Origin of the sequence: Butyrivibrio sp., from assembly GCF_017635265.1 — a bacterium.
Classification (GTDB): domain Bacteria; phylum Bacillota; class Clostridia; order Lachnospirales; family Lachnospiraceae; genus Butyrivibrio.
The window spans coordinates 1-5868 of the sequence record NZ_JAGBLU010000036.1; the positions used below are offsets into that span (position 1 = coordinate 1).

The 5868-nt window shown below is 42.9% G+C and carries 7 protein-coding genes and 1 pseudogene; 7 read left to right on the plus strand and 1 reads right to left on the minus strand.

Annotation, left to right across the window (positions count from 1 at the left end; all coding sequences use genetic code 11):
• The 6 genes and pseudogenes from J6O61_RS05155 to J6O61_RS05185 form a co-directional block, all read left to right on the plus strand.
• A pseudogene (locus J6O61_RS05155) lies at positions 1-291 on the plus strand (hypothetical protein); the annotation flags it as partial.
• A complete protein-coding gene (locus tag J6O61_RS05160; protein WP_292210426.1) occupies positions 269-712 on the plus strand; it encodes a hypothetical protein in 444 nt (147 codons plus the stop codon). The pseudogene J6O61_RS05155 and the gene J6O61_RS05160, both read left to right, overlap by 23 nt.
• 22 nt (positions 713-734) lie before the next feature.
• Positions 735-3209, plus strand: a complete 2475-nt coding sequence (locus tag J6O61_RS05165; protein WP_330613728.1) for a DUF6017 domain-containing protein — start codon at positions 735-737, stop codon at positions 3207-3209.
• A gap of 2 nt (positions 3210-3211) precedes the next feature.
• On the plus strand, positions 3212-3505 hold the full coding sequence (locus J6O61_RS05175) for a hypothetical protein (protein WP_292210428.1): 294 nt from the start codon (positions 3212-3214) through the stop codon (positions 3503-3505).
• A gap of 19 nt (positions 3506-3524) precedes the next feature.
• Positions 3525-4037 (plus strand): hypothetical protein, encoded by a 513-nt coding sequence (locus J6O61_RS05180; RefSeq protein ID WP_292210431.1) that lies wholly within the window; start codon positions 3525-3527, stop codon positions 4035-4037.
• Between the two features lie 141 nt (positions 4038-4178).
• Positions 4179-4523, plus strand: a complete 345-nt coding sequence (locus J6O61_RS05185) for a hypothetical protein (RefSeq protein WP_292210433.1) — start codon at positions 4179-4181, stop codon at positions 4521-4523.
• 62 nt (positions 4524-4585) lie between these two features.
• On the opposite strand, the gene J6O61_RS05190 is transcribed toward J6O61_RS05185, so the two are convergent.
• A complete protein-coding gene (locus tag J6O61_RS05190; RefSeq protein ID WP_292210435.1) occupies positions 4586-5338 on the minus strand; it encodes a hypothetical protein in 753 nt (250 codons plus the stop codon).
• A gap of 216 nt (positions 5339-5554) precedes the next feature.
• On the opposite strand from J6O61_RS05190, the gene J6O61_RS05195 reads away from it, so the two are divergent.
• Positions 5555-5698 carry a hypothetical protein gene (locus J6O61_RS05195; RefSeq protein ID WP_292210438.1) on the plus strand — a complete coding sequence of 48 codons (144 nt, stop codon included), beginning with the start codon at positions 5555-5557 and terminating at the stop codon, positions 5696-5698.
• Positions 5699-5868: the final 170 nt, after the last annotated feature.

Here is a 5868-nt window from a genome sequence, read left to right on the forward strand (position 1 = left end):
AAAAACCGTATCCATGCCGCCGAGAAGAAAGAGTATTACACCGAGCGTGAGAAATACTGGGCGAGACTCGAACAGGAAGCGGATGATGCGGAAGCGATGAAGATCATCAGAAAGAAACATATAACACCTGAGCAGCTTGCACTGTTTAACAGCCTTTCGGAAAAAGAGGTTGCGGACATGATAGCTGCAAGGGATAAGGAATTGAAACAGACCCCGCCTGATGATGGCGGGGTTCATCATGCAGAAAATGAAAAGGAGATAAACGAAAATGCAAAGAAAGTTATCAGTTAGGATCATAGCGTCGCTGATCTTGTCGGTGATGCTTTTTGCAATGCCGGTGGGGGCTTTTCTTGCGAACAGCTCTACGGTAACTCCGGTATATGCGGAGGAGGATGTATCCGGGAATGACAATGGTGATGCATCTGATGCGGGTAATACCGGGGACAGCATACAGGATGATGGAACAACAATAGACGATCCATCTGACAGCGGAAACACAGGAGATTCATCTGACAATGGTGAAACAGGGGATGATTCCGGCGATGAAGGTGGAGAGACCGGCGGCGAGTCGGGAGAGAGTGAAGATGAAACCGAACCTACTCCGGAGCCTGAACCTGTATGTATCTGCACCGATAAGTGCGGTCAGTACGATTACAACAAGGACTGCCCTGTATGCAGTGCGGATTATACCAAGCCCTGTCATAATCCGTAGTATTTATGAAGCAATAGGACAGATGGGATTTGAAAAGGGTAATATCCTTGAGCCTGCTATGGGTGTTGGGAACTTCTTCGGTATGCTGCCGGAAGCCATGCAGGACAGCAAACTTTATGGCGTAGAACTGGATGATCTGACAGGCCGTATCGCAAAACAGCTCTATCCGCAGGCGGATGTCCGTATCAGCGGCTTTGAAAAGACCGATTTTCAGAATGATTTCTTTGATGTGGCGGTCGGAAATGTGCCTTTCGGGAATTATAAGGTCAGCGACAAGCCATATGATAAGCTGAATTTCCAGATTCATGATTATTTCTTTGCAAAGACCCTGGATAAAGTAAGACCTGGTGGTATCGTAGCCTTTGTGACGAGCAAGGGAACCATGGATAAGCAAAGCCCGCAGGTAAGAAAATACCTTGCACAGAGGGCGGAGCTATTAGGAGCGGTGAGACTCCCCAATACAGCCTTTAAGGAGAATGCCGGAACAGAAGTAACGTCCGACATTCTTTTTTTCCAGAAAAGGGACAGGCTCATGGATATAGAGCCGGACTGGGTGCATCTTGGAATGGACGAGAATGGCATCGCCATGAACCAGTATTTTGCCGACCATCCCGAGATGATCGTAGGAAAGATGGAGATGGTATCGGGGCCTTTCGGTATGGAGAGTACCTGTGTGCCGGATGAGTCGAGACCTTTTGAAGAACAGCTTCGTGAAGCTATCAGCAATATCCATGCGGATTATGAAGCGGTAGAGCTTGCGCCGGATGAACTGGGCAAGTCAGATCTTGAAGTGATACCGGCTGATCCGAATGTGAAAAACTACAGCTTCTGTATGGTGGATGATCATGTGTATTATCGTGAGAATTCCATTATGAAGCCTGCGGATGTGTCAGATACCATGGAGGATCGAATTAAGGGCATGATCGGAATCCGTGACTGCACACAGGAGCTTATCCAAATGCAGATGGAGGATTACCCTGATGCGGCGATAACGGCGAAGCAGGCAGAGCTTAATGAACTGTATGATAAGTTTTCAGATAAATACGGACTCATCAGTTCACAGACCAACAAGCGGGCTTTCAACCAGGACAGCAGCTATTGCCTGTTATGCTCGCTTGAGAAGCTGGATGATGAGGGCAAGTTCCTCGGAAAAGCGGATATGTTCACGAAGCGGACGATCAAGCACGCAGAGGTTGTGACGAGCGTTGATACGGCAAGCGAAGCACTGGCGGTATCCCTGGCTGAAAAAGCCAAGGTAGACCTTGACTATATGGCAGAGCTTACCGGAAAGAGTAAAGATGAGATCACAGAGGAGCTTGCAGGTGTTATATTCCAGAATCCTCTGACAGATCAGTGGGAAACTGCCGATGAATATTTATCCGGCAATGTCCGTGAGAAACTTTCTATAGCGAGGAATTATGCGGAAAACCACCCGGAGTATCAGGTAAATGTGGCGCATCTGGAACAGGTGATGCCAAAAGACCTTGAAGCATCGGATATAGAGGTGCGTCTCGGAGCCACATGGATAGACCCGAAATATATAGAAGATTTCATGCGTGAGACCTTCCAGACGGCAGGGTATCTTTTTGACCGTAATGTCATGGGGGTTCAGTATTCGGATGTGACGGGGCTTTGGAATGTTAAGGGCAAGAATGCCGATTGGCAGACTATACAGGAGGATATGGGGCTTAGTAGAAACACAATTTTTAAACTTCTTGATGAGCTTGATGCAGAGGAAGGAATGGGGCTGATAGAACGTATCAAAATGGGAAAAGGAAGACAGTCCCGGATATATGTTATGAGGATTGTCGAAGCAGAAAATAATGTGACCATGGATGAATGTGAATTCCAAGATTTGGATTATATGCAGAATACCAAAACTAGGTATTCATACACGAATGCTTCTGATTTAGAATCCCAAAATTTGGACGAAAATCCAAATTTTGAAGAGGGTATACCAGATTTTGGTAGTTGCAACGACCAAAACTTGGGACGCATTAATAAAAATATTAATAAAAATAGTTATAATAAAAATCTTATCCGTATCTATCCCAGCAATACTATGGCTACAAAGATGTATGTGATGAGATCGGAGGAAGATGAAGCGACAACAAGAGCTTATGTCAAAGAGGATATCGGTACGGATGTATTGTGCGAGCGGTTTCCGGAGGACGCGGGGATTATAAGGGGAATTGAGGACCTTTTGGTTGATGTCCTTACTTCTAGCCGTCCAAAGATATGGATTGGCAGCGAGGAAAGAGACATAAACTCGGTAAAAGGAAGGTTCATGAAGCTTGATAATATGCTGATTGAGGACGTTGTGGCTAGTTGGAAAAGCCTTACTGAGGTTCCCAAGAATCCGAGAGCATATATGCTGACAATGCTGTATAACGTGTCTACTACTCACGTTGCGCAGATAGCGGCTGAAGTCAATCATGGTATGAGATATGGCTTTGGCGTAACAGAAAATGACAATCAAGAATTGATGGAGGGTTGATTATGTTTATCTTAAAGCTTTTACTGAAAATTGCATTGTTTCCGCTGTTTTTGATCATGTGCTTTATCAAGAGCTGGGTAGGTGTTCTGTCCAAGATTGGTTGCGTGATTCTTGGCCTGTTTTACTTGCTGATGCTTGTAATAATCGTGATGTATATCAGCATGAAGATGTGGGATGCAGTGATAATGGGTGTCGCATTCTCTTTTGCGGCATTTCTTGTGACATTTGGCGCAGTAGCAGTGGGTGTTGCGATTGAGGATATCACTGACAAACTCAGCAATATACTTGCATCTTGAAAGAGAGGGGGAGATAGCGATGAATTTATGGGATGTTAAGGGAGTACCGCACAGAGGTTGGAAGTGTGAAGGAGTAATTGATGTTGGGGATGGAGCTTCATCCAGCGATGAAATTGAATATGAGCAGTGTGAGATGTGCGGAAATGAGAAAATCCGGTATGTTCACATCATGAAGAATGAGAGTTATTTCAGAAAACTTAGGGTGGGCTGTGTATGTGCGGAGAAGATGTCCGGAGATTATGAGAATCCAAGGAAAAATGAAAATGCCCTTAAGAACATGCTTCTTCGCAAGAAGAATTATCTGAAAAGGCCCTGGAAATATAATCCGGCAAAGGGTACATACAGCAAGAAATACAAGGGGACTTACATTACTCTTGTGAGAGGGAGATATGACAGCTGGGGGATATATTGTGACAATTACAGATTGTGGCAGGTAAGAGGCCAGAAGATAAAGGACTTCAAGGCTGCAGAGGTTCTTGCATTTGAACTGTACGAGCTCATCCATAAGAGGCAGGAGCCAATAGCAGCATAAAAAATATTATAAATTTTCAAAAGTTGCGCAAAAACGCAACTCCAAAATGATAGCATGGAATTATCAAATATTTTTCTGTCTTGAACCAAATTCAAGTCGTAAGTGTTAGCATTAAAATATAAAACACTTGGAGGTTTCATGATGAAAAAGAAAGATGATTCTGATCTCATGCTATTGAAGATGGTAACAGCCAAAGAGCAGGACTTAAGGAAGGTATGGCCAAAGGCTCTTGCGAATTACATGTTTAGAGAAATAATTGAGGATGCCCATTCTAAGTATGGTATTTCTCAAGAGGATATGAAAGAAATGAACAAGAAAGCTGCTAATAGAGCAAAGGCATTTCTTGATGTTATAGTCCAAGATCCGAAGATGTTCCAGGCATTTGCTTCTTATGCGGCGTTTGTCATGGAGTGGGACGCTGCTGAGATAACAGATGAAGAGCAGGACATAATTGATATACTTGGTGATATGGCAGAATTATTGTAATGATAAAGCGCGGCAATAAGTTATATGGACTTTAATGCCGCGCTCAGTATGGTAAATACAAATCATTGCATGTTTATAATGATATTTTCAATATATGAGTATGCGTTAGGGGCAACGTTTTTGAGCTTTTCGGGTCGTGTGAAATATGCTGCAAATGCCTCTGCAAAGGCTTCGCCTGAACTATATACCTGAGTGGGGCTGTACGGTTGCATTTCCGTCCAACCTTCCCAATTTCTAGAATATCTGTATCCATAATCAAGAACATGCCCTAATTCATGATATAAGGTATACACTGGAGGCATAAAAGAAGATGTGGTTCCGCAAACATAGACATCTGCTGAGATAAAGTTACCACCATCATCCCAGGTTATATAAGAGTAACCTAGGCTCTGCCTGGTATTAACTGTTCCTATATATTCTCGCGTTGCAGCATATATTCTAATATTCTTCTTGTTATAGTAATTTTTTACGTTTTGTGGCAATGCTGAGTAGCCGGCTTGCATATCTGCTTGCTTTTCCGCAGTTTCATCTTTGTTGCCGATAACCAAATCATTTGTCTGCGGAGCTGTTGTTGCAGTGGCATTAGCATATGGGAGTCTTCCTTCTGCTTTGCCAAATGCAAGATAGTGAGCATAGAGTTTTTCTTCATCATATCCATATGCGGCTTTTACATCTGGATATGTGTCTGCGTAGAACTGAGCATCAAATAGCTGTCCATCACTCATGGTTTTTGGTGCGGCATAAACTGTAGTAGACATGAAAGAACATAGCATAATTGTTGCTAAAAGAACTAAAAATGGTCTGTTTTTATTCATAATTAGAGCCTTTTCATTAATTTGCTGCTTTTAACAATATATATATAGGGTCTATTTTGTTTATTATATTACGGTCATGGACAATCGAAGAATATTTCATTTTTGTTTCATTTATTCATTGTGAATGGAATTTCCTAAAAAAAACCTTTGATTTATTATTTTCTTAATCCTAGAGGATGTAATTCGAAAACCATTAAAATGCAGGAGGAAGAAAATATGTTAAAGATCAGGAAAAGATTCTATCAGAAAGAAGTGGAGTTTAAGTGTTTTAGATGTGGAGGCACCGGAGAATTAAAGTACAACACAATCTGCACATACTGTGATGGTAAAGGATATTACTACAAAGAGGTTGATGATTGAAGACGTGAAAAGTGGGCTGATGCCCACTTTTTTCAGTTTGCGCGCCATGGGCGCGCTCTAACGGGTGTAAGTCCCAAACACACCCAGATAGTGGGAAGTGTATAGCCGAACAGCAAGGGTGTCCATCGTGAGGTGGAATCTGAAGGAAGCTGTAAGCAAATCTCTGGTCC

Bases quoted from the DNA above. Each gene is read 5' to 3' on its own strand.
- J6O61_RS05160 (WP_292210426.1), top strand. From the start codon at position 269: ATGCAAAGAAAGTTATCAGTTAGGATCATAGCGTCGCTGATCTTGTCG.
- J6O61_RS05165 (WP_330613728.1), top strand. From the start codon at position 735: ATGGGATTTGAAAAGGGTAATATCCTTGAGCCTGCTATGGGTGTTGGG.
- J6O61_RS05175 (WP_292210428.1), top strand. From the start codon at position 3,212: ATGTTTATCTTAAAGCTTTTACTGAAAATTGCATTGTTTCCGCTGTTT.
- J6O61_RS05180 (WP_292210431.1), top strand. From the start codon at position 3,525: ATGAATTTATGGGATGTTAAGGGAGTACCGCACAGAGGTTGGAAGTGT.
- J6O61_RS05185 (WP_292210433.1), top strand. From the start codon at position 4,179: ATGAAAAAGAAAGATGATTCTGATCTCATGCTATTGAAGATGGTAACA.
- J6O61_RS05190 (WP_292210435.1), bottom strand. From the start codon at position 5,338: ATGAATAAAAACAGACCATTTTTAGTTCTTTTAGCAACAATTATGCTA.
- J6O61_RS05195 (WP_292210438.1), top strand. From the start codon at position 5,555: ATGTTAAAGATCAGGAAAAGATTCTATCAGAAAGAAGTGGAGTTTAAG.